This window comes from Bradyrhizobium sp. UFLA05-153 (assembly GCF_054185185.1).
The window spans coordinates 1-22787 of record NZ_JBBIAM010000015.1 but is presented as its reverse complement, the minus strand read 5'-3'; the positions used below and the strand labels follow the sequence as shown (position 1 = coordinate 22787).

The window sequence follows — 22787 nt, the reverse complement described above, 5'->3', positions numbered from 1 at the left end:
CAAAGGCCGTGAAACTCTTGCGCACCATCGCGCTCGATCCCTCCGACACCTTCGTGTTCGATGTTGCGGCCGAAGCAGGCGAATGGGCCGTCTCCGGCGCCTTCCGCTTCTTCGACCAGGATCCGGCGAAGCTCGCCGGCAAGGCGCGCGCGGCCTTCCGCAGCGGCTTCCTCGGCGTGCAATCCTGGGGATGGTCGACGTTGGTGCAGATCGTCCCGGCGACGCAGGACGATTGCCGGGCGTTGATCGAACTGCTTGCCGGGCAACTCGTCGAACGCTTCGGGGCGCCGGACATTGCAACTGCGAAAGCTGCTGCGGAGGAGGAAGTCGCGTTCGCGCAATCGCTCTGCGCCTATCCGATCAGCTCGCTCATCGCCGTCCACCGCTCGGTGAGCGATGGCGAGGTCCGCGAGGCCTTCCGCAGGCTGCAACTGCGCGAAGGGCAGGGGCATGGCAAGGCATTCTCATTCATGGAGGTGGAGGACGACCTCGAGCCAGGCAGCGATCTCCACCTTGCCGATCTGGGCCAGGAGCCGCGGCGCCGATGAAGGATTTCTGGATCGCGTGCGGCCACCATCTGCTCGATCGCGACGCGAGCGGCGGGCTCTGCGTCACGGATGAATTCCTCAAGGCCTATTTCGCCCGTCCCGAGCTGATGCCGCCGGACGATGCATGCCCGGTCGAAAGAAGGCTGCACCGCGAGCTGCTCGCTGGTCCGCGCCAGCCGGTAGGCAATGACGAGATCGCTGCGATCGCCGATCAGGACGCACGCGAAAACTGGCGGTTCGTGCTCGCCTTTCGCGATCTCCTGCTGCGGCATCCGACGCTCGAGGCTGCCTACCTTGCAACCATCCGATCGCGGACGAGCGATCTGCCGCCGCTGTTTGTCAATCAGCTCGTGCACGTGATCCTGCGCAACGCGCTGGACGGCTGCGATGATCCGTTCATACCGCGTGCCGCCGAACTGTTCTTCCGCCAGCAGCGCGTCCTGCCGCATGAGCAGGCCTTGCTGCTCGGCGACGAAGAGGTGGTCGGTGGGCAGAGTCCGACACCAGTGCTCTCGCTGATGTCGATGCTGGGGGCTGCAACCGACGCCCAGCTTGACGTGCTGAACGAGGAGAATGCCGACGCGTATTGGCAGCGCAGCGACCATTTCGACATGGCGTTCGATCTCACCTCGGGTGGCCGCGGCCCGCATGCGTTGGCGCAGGCGATGGCGCGCTGGATTTCCCATCTGCTGGCGGTCGACGTCGCCATCGAGCCGTTGCGCGAGCTGCAGGATGCACAGCTCAGCTGGTATGTCGGGCTCGACACTGACGCCACGGGTCTCGGCGACCGTCTCTGGCATGGCGAGCAGCTCGACGAACCCAGCGCCGGACGCGTGCTCGCACTGTTTCGCCTGACGTTTGCGGACAGCAGCGCGGTCACAGAGGATGTGCAGGGCGAGCCGGTCTATCTCATCCTGGCGATGACGCCGGACCAGAAGCTTCGGATGAAGCCGCAAAATCTGCTCACGGGGCTGCCGATCAGACGCCTGGAGATGGTGACGTGAGCCCCGCTACGCTGCCACTCCTGCGCCTTCCCGTCGGCATTGTGGTGGAACGGCGCAAGGCGGACTCGCCATGGGCCGACTTCGTCTGGCGCTGCGTCGCCGTGCTGTCGGATGCGCCCGAGACGAAGCCCTGGACAATGCTCCGCGAAGAGGACGGCAAAACCCTGTTCTATGCGGGCAGCGCGACGGTCGATCTCTATCCGTCCGAGACTGCGCGCTATCGCGACAATCTCGCCTCGGGCACTCCGAGCATCTGGACAGTGCTGTCGCCCGCGTTAGGCGCCTGGCCCTATTCGGTGGCGGCCGCCACCGCCGATCCTGCGGAGGGCGAGGCGTTCACCGAGGCCGGTGCCAACCTCGTCGAGGCGGTGCCGATGCCGGAGGTGCTGCGCGTGGCGATTGAAAGTTTTGTTGCCGAGCACCACGTCGAACGTGAGTTCTTCAAGCGCAAGCGGCGTCAGGCGGATCCGGAGGCGCTGGCCAGCCGCCGGCATGAAGGCGGCCAGGAATGAGCGAGGCAAGTCGAGTGAGTGAGGACAAGCTGGGTGAGGATAAATTCCTGGCGCGCTGGTCCCGTCGCAAGCAGGAGGCAAAGGCGAACGCCACGCCGCCTGCCGCGGCAATGCACGACGACGTGCATTCTGCACCAAAGCCCGTGGTCAAGGACGACGAGGCGGAAGTCGATCTGTCGAGCCTGCCTTCGATCGACTCGATCACGTCCGCGACAGACATCAAGGCATTCCTGCGCAAAGGGATTCCGCAGGAGCTGACCCGTGCGGCGCTTCGTCGCGCCTGGAGCGCCGATCCTGCCATTCGCGACTTCGTCGGGCTCGCGGAGAACGCCTGGGACTTCAACGATCCCTCAGCGATGCCGGGTTTTGGCCCGCTGGATTGTTCTGAGGGAGAGCTGGCTGCGCTGGTTGACCGGATCGTCGGAGGCTTTTGCAAGTCGGCCGAGGCTCAGCTTGAGACTTCGGTTGAAGCCACGGATTCTTCGCGAGAATTGCGCCAGGCCGCAACTTCAAGGGTCGAGGTCATCGCCACGGAATCCGAAGCGACCCAAATCGCCTCCGTTCCTGCTGCAACGCAACCGGCGGTGGCTGATAGCACTGAGAGCGAACGCGAGCCCATTCGGCGCCGCACGCATGGCGGCGCGCTGCCGCGCTAGTGGCTCCAACAAAAGAAAATAGCCTCAGGCTATGGAGCCTCCGCGGCATTGGAACTACAATTCGCCCAGCGCTTTGCAACAAAAGCGAAATCAAGCACCTGGGACTTGGATGGAGGTCCACGTGCGTGATGATGGCCTCGATCGCGCAATTGACGCCGCCGGCGGCGTTGCCCAGCTTGCGCGCAAAATCGGCATTAGCCAGCCCTCCGTTTCAAACTGGAACAAGGTGCCCGCACAACGGGTGATGGCTGTCGAAGCTGCAACCGGCGTATCGCGCAACGAATTGCGGCCCGATCTTTACAGCGAGCCGCCTGTGTCCGAAGACCCGATTGATCCCGTCGACGCGGCGCGTGCGCAGGAATATCTGCTGCTGGCTTCGCTTCTATCGGCAGCGCCGTCAAAAAAGCTGCTTGATCAATTGGCGGCATTGACCGGCGACGCTACGCCGCTCGGGCGGGCGCATGCTGCGCTGGCAGAAGCCGCTGCCGGTGCTGTCGCAGCGAAGGTCGAACGCGAATATTTCGACCTGTTCGTCGGTCTCGGCCGCGGCGAACTTTTGCCATATGCCTCCTACTACCTGACCGGCTTTCTCAACGAGCGGCCGCTCTCACGCCTGCGCTCCGATCTCGCAGCGCTCGGGATCGCGCGCGTCGCGGGCAATTCGGAGCCGGAAGACCACGCCTCGATCCTGTGCGAGATCATGGCCGGCTTTGCTTCAAGACGCTTTGCCGCATCGTCCGACGTGCAGCGCGCCTTCTTCGAGAAACACATCGCGCCCTGGATGGAGCGGCTGTTCGCCGACATCGAGAGCGCTGAGAACGCCACCTTCTATCGTGCGGTCGGCGCGCTCGGTCGCGCCTTTATTGAGATCGAGACGGAAGCGTTCACGTTCGCCAACTGACCAGCACGCGCTGGTCCAGGAGAGATGCGATGAGTGGAGACAGGAAAACCACAGCCGGTCGCCGCGACTTCCTGCGCAAGGTCGGCATCGGCACGGTCGGTGCCGGCGCGACGCTCGCGACACCGCTGGTCGGGTCCGCCGAGGCCGACAGTGAGACCAACGATGAGAAGCGCAAGGCGCGCTACAAGGAATCGGATCACGTCAAGGCCTTTTACCGCGTCAATCGTTATCCGGCTAAGGGAGGCTGACCGTGCTGATCAAGCGAACACACCAGCATTCCCAGCGTCACGGCTCCGTCGCGGAGTCCCTTGCAGGTCAGGCCGGCGGTCTCGACCGCCGCAGTTTCCTGCGCAAATCCGGTCTTGCCGGCGGCGCGCTCGCCGCGCTCGGGACCATGCCGGTCGGCAGCGTGCGCAAGGCGGAAGCGGCGATGGCTGGTCCGCTCACAACAGGCGCAACCGTTCGCAAGAGCATCTGCACGCATTGCTCGGTCGGGTGCACGGTCACGGCGGAGGTCTTGAATGGGGTGTGGATCGGCCAGGAGCCGAGCTGGGATTCCCCGATCAATCGCGGCTCGCACTGCGCCAAGGGCGCTTCCGTGCGCGAACTCGTGCATAGCGAGCGGCGGCTACGCTATCCGATGAAGCTGGTCGACGGGCAGTGGACCCGCGTGTCCTGGGATACCGCGATCAACGAGATCGGGGACAAGCTTCAAACTGTACGCGAGAAGTCGGGTCCCGATTCCGTCTATTGGCTTGGCTCGGCCAAGATGACCAACGAGGGCGCCTACCTGTTCCGCAAGTTAGGTGCGTTCTGGGGCACCAACAACACCGATCACCAGGCCCGCATCTGCCATTCAACGACCGTCACCGGCGTCGCCAACACCTGGGGTTACGGCGCGATGACCAACAGCTACAATGATATCCGCAATGCGAAGACACAGGTCATCTTGGGCGGCAATCCGGCCGAGGCGCATCCGGTCTCCTTGCAACATCTTCTCGAAGGCAAGGAGCTGCAAAAGGCCAACTTTGTCGTCATCGACCCGCGCCTGACGCGCACGGCCGCACATGCGACGGAATATGTTCGGATGCGGCCAGGCACTGACATCCCCGTGCTCTACGGCATGATGTGGCATATCCTCCAGAACGGCTGGGAGGAGAAGGAATTCATCCGGCAGCGCGTCTACGGTTTCGACGACCTCAAGAAGGAAGTTGAGAAGTGGCCTCCGGATGAGGTCGAGCGTGTCACCGGTATTCCCGGCGAGCAGCTCAAGCGCGTCGCCAAGATGTTCGCCACCGAGAAGCCGGCGACGCTGATCTGGGCCATGGGCCAGACCCAGAAGACCGTCGGCACCGCGAACGTACGGGCGAGTTGCATCGCGCTCTTGATGACCGGCAATGTCGGCAAGGCCGGCGCCGGCGCCAACATCTTCCGTGGCCATGACAACGTGCAGGGCGCAACCGATGTCGGGCTCGATATCGTCACGCTACCGTTCTACTACGGCCTCGCCGAGGGCGCCTGGAAGCATTGGTCGCGGGTTTGGGAAGTCGACTACGACTTCCTGAAGTCGCGTTTCGACTCCAAACAGATCATGGAAACCCCCGGTATCCCGCTGACCCGCTGGTTCGAGGCGGTAACGCTGCCGAAGGATCAGGTCGCGCAGAAGGACAACGTGAAGGCGGTGTTCGTGCAGGGACACGCCTCCAACAGCATCACGCGTATTCCTGAATCCCTCAATGGCCTGAAGGCGCTCGAGCTGCTCGTCATCGCCGATCCGCATCCGACGACCTGGGCCTCGCTCGCAGTCGAAGCGGGACGCAGGGATGGCATCTACATTCTGCCTGTTGCCACGCAATTCGAGTGCAAGGGGTCGCGCGTCGCCTCCAACCGCTCGCTGCAATGGGGCGAGCAGATCGTGAAGCCGATCTTCGAATCGAAGGATGATCTCGAGGTCATCTACCGGATGGCGAAGAAGCTCGGCTTCGCCGACCAGATGTTCAAGAAAATCAAGGTCGAGAACAATCTTCCTGAAGCAGAGGATGTACTGCGCGAGATGAACCGCGGCAGCTGGTCGACCGGCTATTGCGGGCAATCGCCGGAGCGCCTCAAGGCGCACATGAAGAACCAGGCGAAGTTCGACATGCTGACCATGCGGGCGCCCAAGGACGACCCCGAGGTCGGCGGCGACTATTACGGCCTGCCCTGGCCGTGCTGGGGGTCACCGGAGGTCAAGCATCCCGGTACGCCGCTGCTCTACAATACCAATCTGCACGTGATGGACGGCGGCGGCACGTTCCGGCCGCGTTTCGGCATCGAGCGCGAGGAGAAACTGCCGGACGGCACGACGCGGAAAGTCAGCCTGCTCGCGGACGGCTCGTACTCGCTGGGATCAGGTATCCAGGACGGATATCCGGAATTCACCCTGGCGAGCCTGAAGAAGCTCGGCTGGGACACAGACCTCACCGAAGCGGAAATGGCCGTGATCAACAAGATCAATCCGGCCAATCCGGACACGGTGTCCTGGGCGCTCGATCTGTCGGGCGGCATCCAGCGCGTTGCGCTGGCACATGGCTGTGTTCCCTATGGCAACGGCAAGGCGCGCATGAATGCCTTCGGTCTGCCCGATCCGATTCCTGTTCACCGCGAGCCGATCTACACGCCGCGCGTCGACCTCGTCGCCAAATATCCGACGCTGCCCGACGCCAAGCAGTTTCGCATGCCCAATATCGGGTTCTCCGTGCAGAAGGCGGCGGTGGAGAAGGGAATCGCAAAACAGTTCCCGCTCATCCTGTCGTCAGGCCGTCTGGTCGAATATGAGGGCGGCGGTGAGGAGACCCGCACCAACCCCTGGCTGGCCGAATTGCAGCAGGACATGTTCATCGAGATCAATCCTGGCGATGCCGCCGATCGCGGCATCAAGGACGGCGGCTGGGTCTGGGTCACAGGCGCCGAGAACAATTCCAGGGCAAGGATGAAGGCGCTCGTCACCGAGCGGGTCGGCAAGGGTGTTGCCTGGATGCCCTTCCACTTCGGCGGCTGGCTCGCAGGCAAGGATCTCCGCGGCAACTACCCGAAGGGCACCGACCCGATCGTGCTCGGCGAAAGCGCCAACACGATTACCACCTACGGATACGACCCCGCGACGGGCATGCAGGAGCCCAAGGTCACACTCTGCCAAATCGCGGCGGCTTAGGGAGCAACGACGATGGCACGTATGAAATTTCTCTGCGACGCCGACCGTTGCATCGAGTGCAACGCCTGCGTGACGGCCTGCAAGAACGAGCACGAGGTGCCGTGGGGCATCAACCGGCGTCGGGTCGTTACCATCGCCGACGGCAAGCCGGGCGAACGGTCGGTCTCGATGGCCTGTATGCACTGCACGGATGCGCCTTGTGCGGCAGTGTGTCCGGTGAACTGTTTCTACACCACCGCCGACGGCGTGGTTCTGCACTCCAAGGATCTCTGCATCGGCTGCGGCTACTGCTTCTACGCCTGTCCGTTTGGCGCGCCGCAATATCCGAAGATCGGCAATTTCGGCTCGCGCGGCAAGATGGACAAATGCACCTATTGCGCCGGCGGCCCCGAGGCTGATGGCAGCAAGGAGGAATACGAGAAATACGGTGCGAACCGTCTCGCCGAAGGCAAGCTGCCGCTGTGCGCCGAGATGTGCTCGACCAAATCGCTGCTCGCCGGCGACGGCGAGATCATCGCCCAGATCTATAAGGAGCGGGTGCTGAAGCGCGGTTACGGCTCAGGCGCGTGGGGCTGGAAGACTGCCTATCGCGAGACGATCGAGTCCTGATGCAGGCCGCGGGCGACGCGGTACAAATGCCGAGGAGGAGCTCATGTCCTCATTTGCAAGGTTCATTCGTCCAGCCATCGGCGCGTGGGCGTTGCTTCTGTTGATCATGGCAGTTCCGGCGCCGTCGGCGGCGCAGCAGGTCAATCCGACGGCGAGTTCGGTCAACGAACGCCAGTTGCTCCAGGAGATGGACCGGATCCAGGGGCGCGTCAGCATTCCCGACCAGCGCTCCAGCGTGCTGATGCAACCGGCTGGCCGCGAGTGGCGTGAATTCCGCAACGTCGCGCTGCGCTGGATCGGCGGCGTTGCCATCCTCGGCATGTTGGCCGTTCTCGTGATCTACTATTTGACGCGCGGCATGGTTCGCCTCGAAAGCGGACGATCGGGCCGTACCATCGTGCGATTCAACACATTTGAGCGTTTCGTGCACTGGATGACCGCGACCTGCTTCGTCATCCTGGCGATCTCGGGACTGAACATCACGTTCGGGCGGCCGCTGCTGCTTCCGCTGATTGGATTTGACGCTTTCTCGGAATGGTCGCTATGGGCGAAATTTGCTCACAATTATTTGAGCTTCCCCTTCACGATCGGCGTCGTGCTGATCTTTCTGATGTGGATCGGCGGCAATATCCCGAACAAGGTGGATCTGGAGTGGATCAAGCGCGGAGGCGGGCTGTTCGGACACGATCATCCGCCGGCACGTCGCTTCAACGCCGGCCAAAAGGGGATCTACTGGATCGTTGTGATCGGCGGTGGCCTCGTCGCCGTGACCGGGTATCAGCTCATGTTTCCCTTCTACCTGACGGGAATCGAGGGCATGCAGATTGCCCAGATCGTTCACTCCGTCGTGGCCGTGCTGTTTATCGCCGCGATGATCGCTCACATTTACATCGGCACGATCGGGATGGAAGGGGCCTTCGAGGCGATGGGATCGGGCGAGGTGGATATCAATTGGGCGCGCGAGCACCACAGCCTGTGGCTCGAGCAGCAGTCGGCACAGCCGCAAACGCATCGTGCTGCATCCGCAGCCGAATAGGGCTGGCGGCGCATTGCCTACAGACGCACGCCCGTCGTCGCAAAGGCTTCTGCGACGGGTTGCTGTACGCTGTCGAGCACGGCAACTCCAATCGCAGCGATTACGATCGTCGCAACACAGGCAAGGATGAAAGCCCTCATCGCGATCCTCCAACAAGCTGGCTCACCGATCATCATATAGGATGTCCGGTCACGAACAAACGACCGGCCGGGCTCCGGATCGAATCCGAGGTGCCCATTCCATTATGGCAAGGTGGCGCCGAACCAGGCGTGTTGTACGGACAAAACGTCGCTCGCTGTCGGTCCATTTCTTTGGCTTCGATGATTTTATGTCGAAGTGATTGTCGACTGAGCGGGGGTAATCCTGTTTCTCAATTGCGGGCCTGGTGGACTGGCCGTCTAATCGCGAGGCGAGCAAGCTGGCGTGAGCCTCCCTGCTCAAATCCAGCCCTCGGAAGCGGGCCACCCACTTCGGACGCACAGGCGGGTGGCCCGCGGAGGCGGCGGACCGACGTGGTGGTCAGGATGTGCGCTCGCGTCAACAGCGCGATGCGCTCGCCTCCAGCCAGCCCGGATGCAGACGCGGACAATCTTTTCGATCCTGCGCATCGCACTGACAACGAAAGAACGACGCAGGCTGGATTTCGCTTGATCGTACTGCGATGCGCCCTGCGCTGGAGCTCGTCAGTCGCAGGGCGGCTGCAGATTGAGCTGCCTCAGAAGAGGGGCCAATCCGTCTGAGCTGCAGTTTTTCACTTCAGTCGCTTGCTTTGGCTTTTCGACCGAAGGTGTCTGTGACCTCTTCGCATCAGCGGCACTGCGTTTTTGGATCGTGTATTTCGAAGCAGTCGGGTCGTGCCAGTGACGGGAAATGAACCTGGGCTGCGTTTGATCCGTCTTGGGCTCGACCGCCGGCGCAGCAACAGCGATCTGGGGTGTCGGTACTGCCGGCTTATCCGCCTCAACGGCGGCCTTGGGCGCGATTGCTTCGGCGTGGATCGGAAGTCGATCGCTTTTGTTGCCGCTGACCGCCGGAAAATCCGACGCCATGCCAACGTCGGTATCGGGTGCTGGCGCGCGGCTGGGGCCGAGCGGGGAAACCACGCCAACCACGCATACTGTGCAAACGGCAATAACCCTGATCATGCCGGTTGGTCCCGAGCGTTGCTCAGATCCAAGCGTCGCGTCGGAATCAGCCCAGAATAAGACGAGGGGCTCCTTGCAATGGAATGGGCCCAGCTTGCCGGCGCGGTCTCAAGCTTGCTGGCGCGGCGCTTCTGAATTCTATCGAGTGTTGCAGCCGAGCAATTTCCAAAATCACATTTTTGCCCCAATATCGACACTAGCCGGTCAGCGTTCGACCAGCGAAGACTGGCTAGGCCCGGCACACGTTTCGGCGGGGGCAGTGTGCTGGGCCGCCGATTTGGGCACATTTTGGCGGGCAAATTCGATGAAATCCATCGGTCGGCTTCGTTGGGCGGTAGATAACGACCGCAAGGACCTCGCGAACTATGAGACAGGCCAACGTTCGCATCGCGAGCGCGATTCCGAACAGGAGTCATTGGCCGAGCGCGTTCTGAAAAATCTCGCGCTGATCCGAGCGCATGAGGCCAAGACGGACTAGAGGCGCTGGCCGCCGGCCCTTTGGCTGTCGATGAGGCTTTGGTCCGGTCGCTACCATACGCGCATTGAAACCGCCGCCGGATGGACATTGTCCGTCCTGGGGTTGGCGAGGCACGTCTCTCACCGGGCTGGTCCGCGCGCGACGATATCGATTGCGTGGAAAATCTTCTTTGCTGCTGTTGCGAGGCCTCTTTAGCTCTCACAAGCGTCCTGGCGAAGTGCCTACCGCCATCCTGCGATCTGCCCACCCCTTGATGTCGGCAACCGTCAGCGCCTTGAGGAACGGATTGGCGTTGACCAGCTTGTCGCGTGTGGTCCGACCCGTCGCGTCAGCGGCGGCCATAAGGGAAGCCGCATCGGCATTTTCCGCGGCGGACAATAGCGCTACGGCACCCGCCGGTCCCGCGAAATGAACGAGATAGAGAGAACCGGGTGTGATCGGCAGACCGCGCTTGTTGAGGATCGCGGCATATTCCTCGACCAGTCGCGTGGTGATCTCTCGCGCAAGCTCGGGATCTCGCCGCAGGTCCAGCACGTCCTTGTCGCTGCGCCCCTGGATCAGATCGCGCCGGTGCCTTCGAACTGCTTCGAGCCACGTGTCATCGAGAAACTGGGCAGCACCGGTAGCACTCGACCGCTTGTTCCTGGCATTCGAGTCACCATTGGACTCGGCGACGATAATGCGCTCGACCAATGCCTTTGCGGCCGTCTTGTCGATCAATTTCCGGTTCAAATGCGCGTCGCGGAACAGGATGAAACTTGCGACGAAGGCCAGGCCAATCGCCACGCCAAGTGCAGCTGTGATGGATTCCGCGGACAGCCATCCCCGAGTGGTGACAACGTACCCGCGCTCGTCTGGGCGAGGGGGGCGGATTTCGCCGGGGCGGTGTGTTTGCTCTGCCGCATGCGCGAGGCATCGCGCCTTGCCGTCGGCCGCCTCATTACAGAGGAATCGTGGGGCTAGGTCTGGCATCGCGATGGTAGGTTCAATGCCTGGAGCAGGCTGTCGAAGACACCTGACGAACAGGGTTTGACCTCCGCGACCGGCCTGGCGCGATTGAGTTTCACAGTTGCCTTGGAAATTCGCTGCTCGGGCCGAGCTCTGGGCGGCACAACCGCGGATTTTCTTCCGCGTGCGCTCCGTTGCCTGACGATCTTCGAAGGCTCTTGCGCAACAATTGAGATTTGATCCGGCGGAGGCATCACTTCGCTCGAGGAGATCGGCTGCGGTGGCGCTTCAAGCATGTGCGGGATTACGAGACGGTCCGTCGTCGTCAGCGTATCGGACGAGCCAACGGCCGCCTGAGCGGGTGGTTCGCTCACAGGCTTTGTCGTGCGCGGCGGGGTCTCGAACTCCATCGCCGCGAGGGTGCTGAGGCCAACAAGGATGAGAGCCACTCTCATCTGATTTCACGCTGTCCGAGGAGGAAGCCTCGCTCAAAGCCCGCCGGAAATGAGCTCCCGAAAATCCGAGACGATTGCAAAGATCCAATGAGGCGGCTTAGCGGCAGAAACGAACCAGCCGACACAGGTAGGGGAGAAGATCAGAGACAGGGTTAACACGGGGCGGCATGGCAAGCGTATCGCGATACGCAAGACCAGCGTTGGCAATTGCGTAGGAATGGGCGAGATGGCCGTGGAACGGATGTGGCGTTGAGTACAAGGGCCGGCTGGCGTGCGATGTCGCTCTGCCCGGTCACCGGGTGGTCACCGCAGGCGGTGACCGTGCGATCAGAGAAGGTGGCACTGTTATCCCTCGAGATCGACGTATTGCCGAAGCTTGAAGACGATGTCGGGTAGAGCATGTCGCAGGCGTGCGGCGTTCTCGGAAGTGGTCGAGAACGGTGCGAACTTGATCATAGCGTTCCAGGGCCGATATCCGTAGACGGTGATCGAGACCCCGGATTTCGGAAAGCCATCGACTTTGCGAAGCTCCCCAAGGACGAGGTCGGCGATCGCCACGGCCGGCAACCGCGCGCGTTTTTCATCATGGTTGCCGGCGGGCGTGGGAACGATGGGCTTGTTTGGCGGCGCGGACGCGGCCAGAGGCTCTTCTTGGAGCGTTGGCGGCATCTCGGGCGCCGGAGGTGCGGTTGCGGGCGCGCTCGTCGGCGCTGACGGGGAGGCCTCAGCGAGCCGATGCGGCTCGGAAGCTGGTTGCTCCGCGCGCTTGCCGCCGAGAATGCCGCTGATCAGCGCCATAAGGCCGGCATCCTTCGCGTCATCACTCATGGCTCTCTCGCAGTTGTGCCCAGCCTAACACCTGCCGGACAGGAGGCTACTATGCCTATGGCAATCGCGGTTCCTGTGTTCGCAATCGAACATTCAGACGTGCAAAGGTCCGCTAATCTCCACCTCTGCGAGATACCTGAACTCACGAAGGGGCGTTCGAAGGTGTTGGATAGTCTGGTGATGCGCTGGCGCATGCGCAATTTCTTGTTGGTTTGTCCATCTTGCAAAAATGCCACTCCCACGAATCGCGGACGCTACATGCTCGGCGAGGAGCGATTGACGTGCGATCGCTGCGGAGCGACTGACTCTGTCACTTTCTGGCGTTTCGAAGGAATAGCTCACCGCGCGTGTGCCTCGAGCCACGGCACAGCTAAAGTTCGCGCTCACTAGCCGGACGGCTACGATTCTCACATTGATCCCAAACTGCTGCCGGCCGCCGCATCAGGGGTGATCGCTGTGCGCGTAACTGAAAACTGAACGACAAGGAAAGTCTGCCCGCAGATCCCGGGCCCGTCGGTAACCTCGACGCGCCAGTTGAGGTCCTGCCAAAACGGTCCCTCCGGTCCTTCGTTGAGAATATTCCTGCACACTTCGATCGCTACCAATTGCGCGGCGGCGACGTCCGGAAGCTCCAGCCCGACGTCATCGAAGACGGAAATGCCACCGTGGGCGTGGAAGAAGAAGCGGGTCATCCGCACGACTCCCCTCCAAGAGACGGCAGCGAGAGCGCGCGGTCTCAGTCCGCCAACGTCAGCGACTCGATAAATAGACCGGCTGTGGAACCCGGACGGCGGTTCTTTTGAGGGAGATCAATGCTCTTAATGGGTAAGGTCCCGCCGCCCACGCTGATCGCGGACATCTGGCCGAGGCTGATCTTCACAGGCCGACCGTCAGCGTGGGTAAAAGGATGACGTCGGACCGGGCGGGGCATGCCGCGATCAAGGCGGCTTCCGAAGTACCTCGCAAATTATCGATCTTTGGGAGGCTCGCAATGGCCGCAGGCTACCTGCGGGTCGTGGGGAAAGGCTGGCGGGGAACCGGCTCCGCTGAGGATCGAATTTGACCAAACCGGGTTAACGACGACCGAAGTGAGGGCAGCGGGAGTAGTAATTCTATGCTCGGTTTGGCAATTCTGTTCGCGGCCGTCGGATTGGGTTTTGCCGTAGGCTACGGCACCCGCGAAGTCGTCTCACGCAGACGATATGCCGAATATTTGGCATATGCGCCATATCTCGGGCCTCCGCGGCCAAACCTTTCACATGCCAGGGATGACAGTCGGTTGGGGCAGCAGCCAATCACGTCGCTCAGAAACATCGTCTCCATGTTGGCCGATCGCATCAGCTTCGCACTCGCTTTGGATTTTACCTTGGCGCTGCTGCTGATCCTGTTGTTGCCACGGCCGTTGTGACCCTGCGGACGACCGCGGGAAAAACACAAAATTGCGGCTGAGCACCAACAATGCTTCGTGGCCAGCCGCCAGCGATCGCACATGAAGCGCGCAATGGGCGACGGCCGCGCATGCCTGTTACCCCAGAGGGGACAAGTAGTCCTGGTGGAGGCAAGTTGGCCTTGCCCCGCCATCAAACAGTACGGTGATGCCGGTGGTACGAAGACTGACTTCGACGACCGTACCGGTCTTGTTAGCCAGATCGGGGCACTGAAGGGCACCGAGCTGGCTTATCTTGACGCGAGTGCCAACCACAAAGGTCGTTTGAGCAACCATGCTATAAATCCGAATTGATAAATATTCATGGTTCGATAACGCGACAAAAATACATGCCGTCCGGGATTCTTGCAACCTGCGGTAAATGCGGACGTGTTCCGATGTCGTCCCTCGCAACGGCGTCCGGGTGCTGGCATCTCCAACCGAAGGTGCCACGTTACTTCTTTAGGAGTAGTCCCATCGCGCACACCGTGCGGCATTTGCCGTGGCCGGCGATCAGAGCTCGCGCTCCATCGCTGGATTACCCGAGTCGGGAATGAGCGGCAATTTCGCGTGGTCTTGACCGTGTTCCGGTCACTTGAGTTCCCCTCGGTGGACAGACCGGAGCCGACCCCAGGCCTCACTTTGCCGCCAACCGCTGGGGCCATTTTTTGTTATCGGCACAAGCGGCCTCGGTTCGAAAGCGCTGATCTAATTCCATGTTGAAATAAGCCCCGGTACGACAACAGATCGGGAACTCAAATGTCTGCCCGGCTGGAAAAGGCGACCGGGGTCCGTCAACGCAAATCAAATCGGGAAAAGTCGGCAAATTTCAAATCGGTTCCTCAGTACAAAATTGGACATAACAAAATACCGCACCGATCTAGGCTCGCTCCGCTTGGCCCACAATACCGTCAAGCAAACTCTGACGGCCCCGGCATTGTAGGTGGTGCCGGGGCCGTTTTTCGGCAGTGTCCTAATTCTGAGGTCGGACGATGAAAAAGGACCGGGTCATATATCGCTGCGAAAACCTGGCAGTCGAGATTGCCAATCATAGGCTGCATATCGGAAAGGTCGTGACCAAGTCGCTCAGGATCCTTGAAGAATCCGCCGGTCAGGACACGTTCCTGGGTCGCCAGAATTACAAGCCTATCCCACTCCCGCACCAGGAAGAGTAGGACCGGATTAGCCGGCGGCTGTCATCAGAAGGCGCAGGGCCGAAATTAGCTCATGATCCATACGGCAGCAGCCCAGAAGATGCGTGCGAGAAAGTAGACCCAAACGCCCGTCGTCGTCAGCAAGGTGGTCAATAGCAAAAATCCGAACACACGATCCTGCGGGTTCTCTTGGGCCTTATCAGCGGATGCGTGCACCGTATTATCGAATGTTGGCAACTGCGCGGTTTCTGGCATCATTCAACGCTCTAACAAACGAGGTTAGCCCCCGATTTGGAAACGGAGCGAAGCTGCGGCGCCAATTGCCGCCTCGTCCTAACTCCATCTGTGCGTTCCAGAAGCAAGGCCGCTGTCACGATCAGCGGCCTTCCCGGGCTTCAAAGAAATTATGAAATGAAAAAGCTCAGCCCCCGGATTTCCTAGTTTTCCCTGGAGGCCTGGTTCCGGCGAGCACATAGGTGAATCGAGAGGCTTTAATTCGTTCGTGACGGCGTCAAGAACTCCCGCTCCCGACACCATTTTAGGCCGTACCCGAGGTGGCCTCGATCATCGCGCCTGTCTCGCTTGTCGTAACTCACACCACAATCAAACGACACGGCCTTTCGGCTGCGCTGCCAGGGCCGGCGCGGCGGGCGGCTTGATCGGCGTCAACTCGCCGGAAGCCGAGATGATGGCGGTTTCCTGACGGCGGCACTTCGGACAGACGAACTTCACCTCATGCGGTCGGCTCGACCAGCTTGCGTGCTTGAGACTGGCCGACATCGGCCAGGCCTCGCATTGAGGACACGAGATCAGAAAGCGACCAGGGTCGAGCATACCCATTCCAAAGCTCCAAGAGCCTGCCCGTAAGCTGAAATGTCCAGCATCTGTAAATAGTTCCGGGGGCGGGCAGGGCGGCAACGCAGGCCTGCCACGTTCTTGATGCGCGTCACATCTTGACTGCGCCCGCAGCGAACCGACGACAGCGGGTTTGGCCGAAGCGTCGCTGCTCAGCTCCGCTTCTCTTTCGACCTCAGCCTCATCTCGAGTTGCCGGCGAATGGTCTTGGCGAGAGGCCGCAACGCCGCGACGGCGAAGCCGCAGAGAAGCATGAGCCACGTCGCCAGGGCCGCGCACCACAATAGGTCTTCCAGAATCTTGGGCATGACCTGCCCCCAAATGACTGCCTGAAATGAGAACAGTGTCCCTCAACCTTGGAGCGGCCACAAGGCGTCGTAAAAGTAGCAACGGAGCGACGGACGTGCCGGACGCCCGAAATCACGATCGCAGTCGCGGAGCCTGAGAATTCCCAGATCAGTGATTGTGAAATCGATTCGAGGATCGATTCTTGGGGCAACCGGTTGAATGGGCATGCGCATCCGGCTGATGAGATGGGCAGGTTCGCTGACCCTTGTTGGTGTACTTGTCTCTGCTTGCGTGAATTCCGACCAAGCGAGGCCGGCGGCCCGATCGGGCGCGTCATCGGGTGCGCCATGGGCCCGCGACCTCAACGAGCCGCCCCCAAATCGAGAGCCCGCCAATGGAGCGGCGGTCGCAGGAATAAAGGCTGATCTGAATGCTGCGCGAGAGAAAGCCTCGCGCTGAGGGGAGCCTTCGGCCAACGCCCCCTTTGCCACAATGCGGCAGAAACTACCCGATCATCCTTTCAAGGGCGACGAGAGCGGTAAAGACGACCACGACGACTCCAACGAAGGTGATGCCGAGGAAGACATTGTGCATGCTGTCGCGTTTCCCTATTCGCTGCCGGCGCCAACAAGCCGCCTGAGCTATTCAAGCGTCTTTCAGCTTCCAACCGCGAGGTGATCCTCGCACTCAGTCTTCAAGGTCAGTGGACTTTGATTTCCTTCAAGGGGAGCCGTAGCTCGGCGGCGCGTTCTTCGCGATCCTTCTTGCGAAATTCGATCTCTCGTCGCTCGAATTCAGTGAGTTCCCTTCGAGCCGCTTCCAAAATGCGATCACGTGGCGCCGTTCCTGGTTGTGTGCGTTGGCTCATCACTTACCCCAGTGTTGTCCCAGCGTTGTGGAAGGGGCAGATCGCCGCAAGATTGCGGATTTATGACGGCAGCGTGAGGAATATCGGCCAGGCGATCCTCACGATCGCGCCAGGAATTGCGCCAGGACAAGCTGGTGACGCGTGCGGCCAGGCCCGATGTTGGTGATTTGCCCGACGTGTCAATCGCGGGCGTCGCTGAGGCAATCCTTGCCGGCGATGCCCCGGCTACTTTGCATGGGGTTGTTTTCGAGACTTTTGTTCGGCCGTGTCCCGTGCCGGCCCGCGGCTGTTTTTCGACGCAGATGATCTGATCGGTGTGCGCCGGGCGGAAGCTTCACTGCCTGCGGTACCCCCGGGGCTGCGGCACGCCCGGCGGCTGTCCGGTCTGCTGCTGCCTGAACCGGGCGCGCGGATTCAGATCGCAATAGGTGTTCCAGCGCCCCGAGGCGGACGCCAGGCACTGCGCCCTCGTTTCATACGAGCAGTCGCCGGACCAGCCGAGCTCCTCGCCAAAGACGCACCAGGGGTAGTCGTAGGAGGCGGGAAGGGCGGAGCCTGCGTGAGCGGCCGTTGCCGCGGCCAGCAGCGCCAAGATGGCTAGCGTCGTGCGCATGATCATATCTCCTGTCGTAGGGCCTTCGGCGGCGGGCAAGACCTCGAATCGTTGCACGCGCCGCTTCAACGCGATCAAGCGTGTTGAGGATTAGGCCGAAAGGCCCGTCGGTCCACCCAGGCGCATTTTTTCTCGCCATTTGTGAACTGCTTCACATCCGCAATGCCGATCGCCTGCTACAGATCGCGCATTGCTTTACCTATCCATTATTTAAAAAACACACCCCCGGCAGTCACATGCCGGGGGTGTTTTTGCATGGGCTGACCTTCAGGCGAGGGGGTTTTGTTCAGTGCCGGCGGAACGAGCGCACGGGACTGAGGGTTTGCTTCAGCGCCGCGATGAAGCCGGCGGTCGGACGTGCCGGCGATTTGGCTTCAATTGCTTCAGCTGCGACGCGGCAATCCGCGGCGACCTTCAACAGGCCGATCCGCGCGAGGTCGAGGGTGGAGAGCTCCGCCTGCTCCAGACACACACGCTCCAAACGGCGGAATTCCCGCAGCTCCCTGTTCATGCGCTGTCTCCCGGTGGTTGGGGACAAGCCAACCGCGATTCTCCTTAATGAGTAGTAAATCAGGCGGGGCTGGCCTCAGGCTGGTCACCGCGCCTGTGCTATAATCCCGCTCATGACCTGATCCCCGACGACCGGCGCCGGTGGTTCCACCGTTCGGCCGGCGAATCGACCAGGGAAATTCGAAGCAGGTGGCAAAGCGAGCACGGTGACGATCGTAACGGGAGGGAGCCTGACCATGACCACGTTCGACAAGCGCGAGCAGGGCTTTGAGGCCAAATTCGTTCACGACGAGGAGCTCATGTTCAGGGCCACGGCCCGATCCAACAAGCTGCTCGGCATGTGGGCAGCCGAGCAGCTCGGGCTGAGCGGCGATGCCGCAACCCGCTACTCGACGGAGCTCGTGACCGCCAATCTCGATAGCAGGACGGTCGATGATGTCCTGGGAAAGGTCTCCGGCGACCTCGCCGGCAAGGGAATCACGCCCGAGCAGGTTGCGCAGAAGCTCCAGGAATTCCTGCACCAGGCCGTGCAGCAGCTGAAGGGCCCCGAATAGGGCGCGTCCCGATCGTGCAGATGTCTTTCGAAGGTCACAGCTCCATGTGGACGATCTCGATCGGCTCGCCGCCGAGTCCGTGGGAGAAGTAGCCCCGCTTGATGCTCCTGAAGCCGCGCTTGCGGTAGAAGCCTTCGGCGTTGATGGTCGCCTCGAGCCTTATCGGCCCCTCGTGGCCGACCTTCGCCTCGGCTATCCCGATCTCCAGCAGTCTGCGCCCAAGTCCCGTGCCCGCCGCTTCGGGCAGAATGAACAAGCGGGTGACTTCGCCTGGCTCCGCATCGACAAAGCCGATCACCTTGCCATCGCGCAGGCCCACGGTCATTCGTCCCCTGGCGATGAGCTCTCCGTAGAACGCCACCGTGCGGTCGCCCATCCAGTTCGTGAGCTGGTCGCGGGAATAGGATTCTCCGGAAAGGCCGCTGATCGACGCCTTGGTGAGATTGAAAACAGTTTCCGCGTCTTCGCGGCGGGCGGCCCTGAATGAGAAATCGGTGTCCGTCACGCGGGTGGATCCGGCGTCATTCGTGGTTGCGCGCGGCCGTGTCGCTCAGGCGATCGACGAAGGCAATCCCGATCGCCGACGCCACGAAGGTGATGTGGATCAGGACCTGCCACATCACGCCCTGCTCGGTAAAGCTGGCGCGGCCGGAGCCGAGATTGCCGGCCTCGATGAAGGTGCGCAGCAGCGCGATCGAGGAGATGCCGATGATGGCCATCGCGAGCTTGATCTTCAGCACGCTCGCATTGACGTGGCCGAGCCACTCCGGCTCGTCCGGATGGCCCTGGAGGTCGAGCCGCGAGACGAAGGTCTCGTAGCCGCCGACGATCACCATCACCAGGAGGTTCGAGATCATGACCACGTCGATCAGCGCCAGCACGCTCATCATGATCTGCTGCTCGGTCAGGTCGAGCGCGTGCCAGGACAGATGCCAGAGCTCCTTGACGAACAGCGCGATGTAGACGCATTGCGCGACGATCAGCCCGAGATAGAGCGGCAGCTGCAGCCAGCGCGAGCCGAAGATGACCATCGGCAGCGCGCGCAGGCGTGGCGAGGCCGGAAGGCGGGGCTGGCTCGTCGTTTCAGGCTCGCTCGACATTTTCAGGCAATTCCCCGCTTCAGTTGCACGGAGGCCAGATGTAGCTCGACATGATGGCCTGCCGAAGACGCGACGTTGGGATCATGCGCGGCCTGCGGCATGATGCTATCCTGACCTCCGGGCGGCGCTGATTTTCAGCTGAGATCATTGGAGACATCGTGCGGACGATTGCGGCTGTTGCGACCATCGTGCTCTGCGGAGCCGTGATCACCGAAGCGGCCGCGCTGCCGCTGACGCCATTTCGCTACGCGGACCAGGCGCAGCGCTATTGTCCGACGGACAAGGTGGTGTGGCTGGATTTCAGGAAGGGGCGCTACTACGCCAAGGGCCAGAAGCTCTACGGGCAGGGGTTCGATGGCAGCTTCGTCTGCCTCAACGAAGCCAAGAGCAGCGGTTATCGCCGCTCGGTGCTGGGCTTGCGCTGAGCGCGCGCAGACCGGGTGGGTCGCTGGCTATTTGCTCTCGCTCGGCAGCTTGACCGGCACGTGCGGGGAACTGCTGACGACACGCGGACTTCCGTCCGGATAAGTGCGGCTCGTCCGGATCAGCGTTTCCAGAACCAGGAAGAATTTCTCGGCAAGCATGTCTCGTCACCCTCGTTGGTGATGGCCTCATCAAAGTTGAGTCGAGGCGCGAGGGACGGAAATTCAATCAACTAAAAGGGAAGCAGACAGTCCGGAAATACTGGACGTGCCGACTGGCAGCGTATTGCGCCGCAACATCGCGGCAGATGATTAAGGGGAAAGGTTGGCGCGCCTCAGGCGAACGCCAGGCCTCAGGCACAGTCAGGCAAACGCCAAGGCCATCAGACTCGAGCAGAGCAGAACCAAGCCGCCTGCCGTCAACGCCAGAAAGCCGTCCGACACCAGATCATGATTGCGCATAGGACACCTGCCGCTCTCTTGCTCGATGCTCGACCGGATTGATTAAAAGTTTCCGAACGCGCTCAAATTGAAAGAGGTGATGCTTCCGCGCGAGGCACTATGCCCTCGTGCGGTATCCTTCGAACGCATGGGCCAGAAAAATCCCCGCGCTTACCAGACCCATCAGTGCTGAAACCGTCTCAATCATCGCAAACTTCCGTTGCGCCCCTCGCACACGCGACAAAACGCGTACCGCCTTGCACAGTCAAAAGGATTCCAATGTGCGCAGTTGCAATCGGGAAGCAGTGAGGATTTGGCGCAACAGTTTGTCCAGGACTGGGACGGGAATAGGGCGCTTCGCGCGCCGATGCTCCGTAGATCAACGGAGAGAACGCCAACCTCTGGTTTACCATCTCGGCGCGAGAGTCGCGCGCTCCCCATTTCCGCCGTGATCGCGTTGCGTTATCGTCACCACTTCCGAACCGGTGGTGGGCCGCTTCGGGCAAAGACCGGCAGAAGGCCTCCTTGTGGGCACGCGTCCGGCGAGATGGTATTGGGGCGAATGGGGATCCGACGGTCAGATTCGATGGTGCGGGCCGCGCGTGGTGTTGCGGCTGCCGCGACCTGCCTCGCGCTTGCCAACTGTGCCTCATCGGGCAAATTCGCCAGCCACGTCGATCCGAAATACGGCGTGTCCTCCAGCCCGCGCGTGGTGGCCTGGGGCGATCCCGTGCCCAAGGGCGGCGGCACCTACCGCGTCGGCAAGCCCTATGTGGTGGCCGGCAAGACGTATGTGCCGGAGGAGGACGCCAACTACCGCGCCGAGGGCCTGGCTTCCTGGTACGGCGACGACTTCCACGGCCGCCTGACCGCCAATGGCGAAATCTTCGACATGGGCTCGCTCACCGCGGCGCACCCGACCTTGCCGATGCCGTGCTATGCGCGGGTGACCAACCTTTCCAACGGCAAATCGCTTATCGTCCGGGTCAACGACCGTGGGCCATATCACGGCAACCGCCTCATCGACGTCTCGAACAAGGCGGCTGAACTACTTGAATTCAAAGGCAATGGTGTCGCCAAGGTGCGCGTCGAATATGTCGGCCGGGCGCCCCTTGAGGGGTCCGACGACCGCCAGCTGATGGCCACCTTGCGCACCGGCATTCCGGCGCCGACCCCCTCGATGGTCCGCGTCGCCTCGGCTAGGCCATTCGTTCCGGAGCTGTCGGCTTCCAGCCATGGCGCGATCCGAGGCGAGGTTCCGCTTCCGGAAGGGCGGCCATACAGCCTCGGCAATACTTCGGCCGACGTCGCTTCGATCAACGCGACCTCGGAAATGTCGGCTTCGAGCCGCAATCGCGGCCGGGCGCTCCAGAATGCGCGCGCGGTGTCCTATGACCAGGACGGCCGCGATACGTCGGACACGGCGCCATCGGCCGCCTATGTCTCCGACGACGGCGCGTCAGAGGCGCGCAATATCCTGAGCGGCCGCGGGCTCTACTGAGTCGCACTTTCCTTCAGGAACGTCACCAGGGCCGTATTGACCTCGTCGGGCCGCTCCTGCTGCACCCAGTGGCCGGCGCCCTCGATGATCAGCTTGCGCCTCAGATTAGGCAGCACGCGCTCGAGCTCATTGACGCGCTTGGCGCCGATCAGCCCGGTGATCACCGCATCCTTGGAGCCCGCGATGAACAGCGAAGGCTGATGGATCTGCGCGTCCTGCCAGGGCGCCGTCAGCTCCCAATTGCGATCGATGTTGCGGTACCAGTTGAGGCCGCCGCGGAAGCCGGACTTGCGATAGGTCTCGGTGAAATAGGCGAGGTCTGCCTCGGTCAGCCAGCTCGGCAGCGGCTCCGAGCCGCTCGCGTGGCCGAGAAAGCCCTTGTCGTCTTGAACGAACATCGCCGCCGTCGGATCGGAAAGCCCGCGCCCACCCAGCACGATGCGCATGGTGTGGGCGACATCGCGCTCGAGCTCCGCCTCCGCGACGCCGGGCGTCTGAAAGTACTGCCAGTAGAAATTGGTGATGCCGTTCTCACGCAACAGGTCGAGCGGCTTGCCGCGGCCGCGGAACGGCGGCGGAACGCTCAAGCCCGCCACCGCCGTGAATATGTCCGGCCGGAACAGCGCCGCGTGCCAAGCCACCGGCGCGCCCCAGTCGTGGCCGATGACCATGGCCTTGGTCTCGCCAAGCGCCTGCACCAGGGCAACGACGTCACCGACCGTGTCGAAGATGGAGTAGGCGG

The 22787-nt window shown here is 61.9% G+C and carries 27 protein-coding genes; 13 read left to right on the top strand and 14 right to left on the bottom strand.

Annotated features, from left to right (window positions below; all coding sequences use genetic code 11):
- Positions 1 to 8: 8 nt before the first annotated feature.
- From Q2941_RS11555 to Q2941_RS11515, 9 genes are all read left to right on the top strand, one after another.
- Positions 9 to 548 (top strand): DUF6505 family protein, encoded by a 540-nt coding sequence (locus Q2941_RS11555; RefSeq protein ID WP_458192602.1) that lies wholly within the window; start codon positions 9 to 11, stop codon positions 546 to 548.
- Entirely contained in the window at positions 545 to 1552 is a 1008-nt protein-coding gene (locus Q2941_RS11550) for a DUF6352 family protein (protein WP_458192554.1), read from the top strand. Before Q2941_RS11555 ends, Q2941_RS11550 begins: the two co-directional genes overlap by 4 nt.
- Positions 1549 to 2064 (top strand): DUF3305 domain-containing protein, encoded by a 516-nt coding sequence (locus Q2941_RS11545; protein ID WP_027523312.1) that lies wholly within the window; start codon positions 1549 to 1551, stop codon positions 2062 to 2064. The genes Q2941_RS11550 and Q2941_RS11545 overlap by 4 nt, the downstream gene beginning before the upstream one ends.
- A gap of 29 nt (positions 2065 to 2093) precedes the next feature.
- Positions 2094 to 2720 (top strand): DUF3306 domain-containing protein, encoded by a 627-nt coding sequence (locus tag Q2941_RS11540; RefSeq protein WP_458192601.1) that lies wholly within the window; start codon positions 2094 to 2096, stop codon positions 2718 to 2720.
- A 121-nt stretch (positions 2721 to 2841) separates the two neighbouring features.
- Positions 2842 to 3621, top strand: a complete 780-nt coding sequence (locus Q2941_RS11535) for a molecular chaperone TorD family protein (RefSeq protein ID WP_458192553.1) — start codon at positions 2842 to 2844, stop codon at positions 3619 to 3621.
- A 29-nt stretch (positions 3622 to 3650) separates the two neighbouring features.
- Positions 3651 to 3869, top strand: a complete 219-nt coding sequence (locus tag Q2941_RS11530; RefSeq protein ID WP_027523309.1) for a twin-arginine translocation signal domain-containing protein — start codon at positions 3651 to 3653, stop codon at positions 3867 to 3869.
- A gap of 2 nt (positions 3870 to 3871) precedes the next feature.
- Complete coding sequence (locus tag Q2941_RS11525) at positions 3872 to 6814, top strand: formate dehydrogenase subunit alpha (RefSeq protein ID WP_458192552.1); 2943 nt, start codon at positions 3872 to 3874, stop codon at positions 6812 to 6814.
- Between the two features lie 12 nt (positions 6815 to 6826).
- Positions 6827 to 7423: a formate dehydrogenase FDH3 subunit beta gene (gene fdh3B / locus Q2941_RS11520; RefSeq protein ID WP_027523307.1), complete on the top strand. Its 597-nt coding sequence runs from the start codon at positions 6827 to 6829 to the stop codon at positions 7421 to 7423.
- 43 nt (positions 7424 to 7466) lie between these two features.
- Positions 7467 to 8459 (top strand): formate dehydrogenase subunit gamma, encoded by a 993-nt coding sequence (locus Q2941_RS11515; RefSeq protein ID WP_458192551.1) that lies wholly within the window; start codon positions 7467 to 7469, stop codon positions 8457 to 8459.
- Between the two features lie 17 nt (positions 8460 to 8476).
- Here the strand turns inward: Q2941_RS11515 and Q2941_RS11510 are convergent, their stop codons facing one another.
- The 5 genes from Q2941_RS11510 to Q2941_RS11490 form a co-directional block, all read right to left on the bottom strand.
- A complete protein-coding gene (locus tag Q2941_RS11510; protein ID WP_256375277.1) occupies positions 8477 to 8599 on the bottom strand; it encodes a hypothetical protein in 123 nt (40 codons plus the stop codon).
- A gap of 543 nt (positions 8600 to 9142) precedes the next feature.
- On the bottom strand, positions 9143 to 9604 hold the full coding sequence (locus tag Q2941_RS11505) for a hypothetical protein (RefSeq protein ID WP_458192550.1): 462 nt from the start codon (positions 9602 to 9604) through the stop codon (positions 9143 to 9145).
- Between the two features lie 676 nt (positions 9605 to 10280).
- Complete coding sequence (locus Q2941_RS11500) at positions 10281 to 10868, bottom strand: lysozyme family protein (RefSeq protein WP_051389764.1); 588 nt, start codon at positions 10866 to 10868, stop codon at positions 10281 to 10283.
- Positions 10869 to 11830: 962 nt separating this feature from the next.
- Positions 11831 to 12313, bottom strand: a complete 483-nt coding sequence (locus Q2941_RS11495; protein ID WP_458192549.1) for a hypothetical protein — start codon at positions 12311 to 12313, stop codon at positions 11831 to 11833.
- Positions 12314 to 12720: 407 nt separating this feature from the next.
- Positions 12721 to 13005, bottom strand: a complete 285-nt coding sequence (locus Q2941_RS11490) for a DUF6894 family protein (RefSeq protein ID WP_051389763.1) — start codon at positions 13003 to 13005, stop codon at positions 12721 to 12723.
- A 422-nt stretch (positions 13006 to 13427) separates the two neighbouring features.
- Between Q2941_RS11490 and Q2941_RS11485 the strand changes: the two genes are divergently transcribed.
- Entirely contained in the window at positions 13428 to 13721 is a 294-nt protein-coding gene (locus Q2941_RS11485; RefSeq protein ID WP_254112415.1) for a hypothetical protein, read from the top strand.
- Between the two features lie 1238 nt (positions 13722 to 14959).
- Here Q2941_RS11485 and Q2941_RS11480 read toward each other — a convergent pair.
- The 5 genes from Q2941_RS11480 to Q2941_RS11460 form a co-directional block, all read right to left on the bottom strand.
- Positions 14960 to 15151, bottom strand: a complete 192-nt coding sequence (locus Q2941_RS11480) for a hypothetical protein (protein ID WP_027523300.1) — start codon at positions 15149 to 15151, stop codon at positions 14960 to 14962.
- Between the two features lie 345 nt (positions 15152 to 15496).
- Positions 15497 to 15733 carry a hypothetical protein gene (locus Q2941_RS11475; RefSeq protein WP_254112413.1) on the bottom strand — a complete coding sequence of 79 codons (237 nt, stop codon included), beginning with the start codon at positions 15731 to 15733 and terminating at the stop codon, positions 15497 to 15499.
- Positions 15734 to 16736: 1003 nt separating this feature from the next.
- Entirely contained in the window at positions 16737 to 16904 is a 168-nt protein-coding gene (locus tag Q2941_RS11470) for a hypothetical protein (protein ID WP_198031764.1), read from the bottom strand.
- 334 nt (positions 16905 to 17238) lie between these two features.
- Positions 17239 to 17517: a DUF3551 domain-containing protein gene (locus Q2941_RS11465; protein WP_035662539.1), complete on the bottom strand. Its 279-nt coding sequence runs from the start codon at positions 17515 to 17517 to the stop codon at positions 17239 to 17241.
- A 286-nt stretch (positions 17518 to 17803) separates the two neighbouring features.
- Complete coding sequence (locus Q2941_RS11460; protein WP_027523296.1) at positions 17804 to 18028, bottom strand: hypothetical protein; 225 nt, start codon at positions 18026 to 18028, stop codon at positions 17804 to 17806.
- 235 nt (positions 18029 to 18263) lie between these two features.
- Here Q2941_RS11460 and Q2941_RS11455 point away from each other — a divergent pair, with 235 nt between their 5' ends.
- Positions 18264 to 18581 carry a DUF1476 domain-containing protein gene (locus Q2941_RS11455; RefSeq protein WP_027523295.1) on the top strand — a complete coding sequence of 106 codons (318 nt, stop codon included), beginning with the start codon at positions 18264 to 18266 and terminating at the stop codon, positions 18579 to 18581.
- Between the two features lie 34 nt (positions 18582 to 18615).
- On the opposite strand, the gene Q2941_RS11450 is transcribed toward Q2941_RS11455, so the two are convergent.
- A complete protein-coding gene (locus Q2941_RS11450; protein WP_458192548.1) occupies positions 18616 to 19086 on the bottom strand; it encodes a GNAT family N-acetyltransferase in 471 nt (156 codons plus the stop codon).
- A 16-nt stretch (positions 19087 to 19102) separates the two neighbouring features.
- Complete coding sequence (locus Q2941_RS11445; protein WP_027523293.1) at positions 19103 to 19681, bottom strand: TIGR00645 family protein; 579 nt, start codon at positions 19679 to 19681, stop codon at positions 19103 to 19105.
- A 158-nt stretch (positions 19682 to 19839) separates the two neighbouring features.
- On the opposite strand from Q2941_RS11445, the gene Q2941_RS11440 reads away from it, so the two are divergent.
- Positions 19840 to 20106: a hypothetical protein gene (locus tag Q2941_RS11440; RefSeq protein WP_245288023.1), complete on the top strand. Its 267-nt coding sequence runs from the start codon at positions 19840 to 19842 to the stop codon at positions 20104 to 20106.
- Positions 20107 to 20133: 27 nt separating this feature from the next.
- Here Q2941_RS11440 and Q2941_RS11435 read toward each other — a convergent pair whose 3' ends face one another.
- Positions 20134 to 20265: a hypothetical protein gene (locus Q2941_RS11435; RefSeq protein ID WP_256375276.1), complete on the bottom strand. Its 132-nt coding sequence runs from the start codon at positions 20263 to 20265 to the stop codon at positions 20134 to 20136.
- A gap of 865 nt (positions 20266 to 21130) precedes the next feature.
- Between Q2941_RS11435 and Q2941_RS11430 the strand changes: the two genes are divergently transcribed.
- Entirely contained in the window at positions 21131 to 22045 is a 915-nt protein-coding gene (locus tag Q2941_RS11430) for a septal ring lytic transglycosylase RlpA family protein (RefSeq protein ID WP_035662487.1), read from the top strand.
- Here the strand turns inward: Q2941_RS11430 and Q2941_RS11425 are convergent.
- Positions 22039 to 22787 (bottom strand): alpha/beta fold hydrolase (locus Q2941_RS11425; protein WP_458192547.1); only part of this gene is annotated, 749 nt, incomplete at its 5' end. The two genes, Q2941_RS11430 and Q2941_RS11425, sit on opposite strands and share 7 nt — an antisense overlap.